The 454-nt window shown below is 41.0% G+C and carries 1 pseudogene; it reads right to left on the bottom strand.

Annotated elements, in window-relative coordinates:
• A pseudogene (locus ACFIK8_RS10960) lies at nucleotides 1-454 on the bottom strand (leucine--tRNA ligase); the annotation flags it as partial.

Raw genomic sequence — 454 nt, 5'->3', positions numbered from 1 at the left:
AAAAACAACTCCAGTTCCATAGTCCATAAGCACAAAATTAGCAATATAAACGGGAAGATGTATCCTTGAATTAAAGGGATGAACAGCCAAAAGCGATGTACAAAATCCTTGCTTTTCAGCTGTTTCAAGTGCTGCGGTTGTCATTCCACCACACCGACAATTTTCGATAAAAGCGCTAAGTGCTTTGTCTTTTTGCGCTAAAGCTTGCGAAATGGGATGATCGACAGACAGCGCCAAAAAAGAGGCTCCAAAAAGCGTATCAGGTCGCGTTGAATAACAAACAACTTCTTTAAATTCTTCACAAACCTCATCAGCACCATTTGTCGACTTTAAAGCCCAACGAATCAATAAACCTTGTGACTTTCCAATCCAATTTTTTTGCATAGTGCGGACTTTTTCCGGCCACTGCTCAAGCTCTTCAAGCCCTGCCAAGAGATCTTCACTAAAATCACTA

This window comes from Bartonella sp. MR168JLCBS (genome assembly GCF_042194175.1).
The sequence above is the reverse complement of the archived record's forward strand: the minus strand, read 5'-3'. Positions and strand labels throughout refer to the sequence as shown.